The sequence below is a fragment of the Andreesenia angusta genome, assembly GCF_001855385.1.
In the GTDB taxonomy this organism is placed as follows: domain Bacteria; phylum Bacillota; class Clostridia; order Tissierellales; family Gottschalkiaceae; genus Andreesenia; species Andreesenia angusta.
The window spans coordinates 1-1,359 of sequence record NZ_MKIE01000033.1 but is presented as its reverse complement, the minus strand read 5'-3'; the positions used below and the strand labels follow the sequence as shown (position 1 = coordinate 1,359).

The following is a 1,359-nucleotide window of genomic DNA, read 5'->3' as shown; positions in this document are numbered from 1 at the left end:
GTGCTTCACAAGGCGCAGAGCCTTTTTGGATACCTTCCTATAGAGGTTCAGAGAAAGATATCTGAGGGTCTTTCTGTACCACTAGCAGAGGTGTACGGAGTTGTGACTTTCTACTCGCAGTTCACGCTTGTGCCTAAAGGCAAGTACCAGATGGGAGTTTGTCTTGGAACAGCTTGCTACGTAAAGGGAGCTCAGGACATAATAGACGAGATAAAGAGACAGACTGGAGTGGCAGTTGAGGGAACTACTCCGGACGGAAAATACTCTCTTACAGCTACAAGATGTATCGGAGCATGCGGTCTTGCACCGGTTATGGACGTGAACGGAGAGGTTTACGGAAGACTTAAGGCTTCAGACGTTAAAGATATACTGGCGCAGTACCAATAATAGACAAAATAAAAAGTTAGGGGTGTACTATTAGATGATAACGATCAACGACTTAAAGAAGATTAAAGAAGAAACTCTACCTAGTATGGCACTGAGAGAGAGCGAGTTCGACTTAGCAGGAGTAAACAGCACTTACAGAAAGCAGATACTTATCTGCCGTGGTACAGGATGTACTTCTTCTAAATCAGACAAGATAGAGGCTAAGCTTGACGAGATACTTTCAGAGAAGAAGCTTAAAGACGAGGTTACAGTAGTAAGAGTTGGATGTTTCGGACTTTGTGAGGCAGGTCCTATAGTAGTTGTATATCCAGAGGGAACTTTCTACAGCCACGTAAAGCTAGACGACGTGGAGAGAATAATAGACGAAGATATAATCAAAGGCGAGATAGTAAAAGACATACTTTACCCAGGGGCTATAGAGGACGACAAGATAAAGTCTCTTAACGAAGTGGCATTCTACGCCAAGCAGAAGAGGGTAGCACTTAGAAACTGTGGAGTTATAAACCCTGAAGTAATAGAAGAGTATATAGCTTACGACGGATACCAGGCTCTACACAAGGCGCTTACAGAGATGACTCCAGAAGACGTGCTTGCGACTATGAAGGACTCTGGCCTAAGAGGAAGAGGGGGCGGTGGATTCCCAGCAGGACTTAAGTGGGAGTTTACAGCCAAGGCAGAAGGAAGCCAGAAGTACGTGCTTTGCAACGCTGACGAGGGAGACCCAGGAGCGTTCATGGACAGAAGTATACTAGAGGGAGACCCTAATGCTGTAATAGAGGCTATGGAATTAGCTGGATACGCAATAGGAGCAGACCAGGGATACGTATACGTAAGAGCTGAGTACCCTATAGCGGTTCAGAGACTTCAGATAGCTATAGACCAGGCAAAAGAGATGGGAGTTCTAGGGAAGAACATCTTCGGAACAGGATTCAACTTCGACCTAGAGATAAGACTAGGAGCAGGAGCTTTCGT

At 45.4% G+C, this 1,359-nt stretch carries 2 protein-coding genes; both read left to right on the top strand.

Going from position 1 to position 1,359, the window contains the following annotated elements; translation table 11 throughout:
* On the top strand, positions 1-387 hold a 387-nt coding region (locus EUAN_RS12060), incomplete at its 5' end, for an NADH-quinone oxidoreductase subunit NuoE family protein (RefSeq protein ID WP_071064845.1).
* 34 nt (positions 388-421) lie between these two features.
* On the top strand, positions 422-1,359 hold a 938-nt coding region (locus EUAN_RS12055), incomplete at its 3' end, for a (2Fe-2S) ferredoxin domain-containing protein (RefSeq protein ID WP_211266371.1).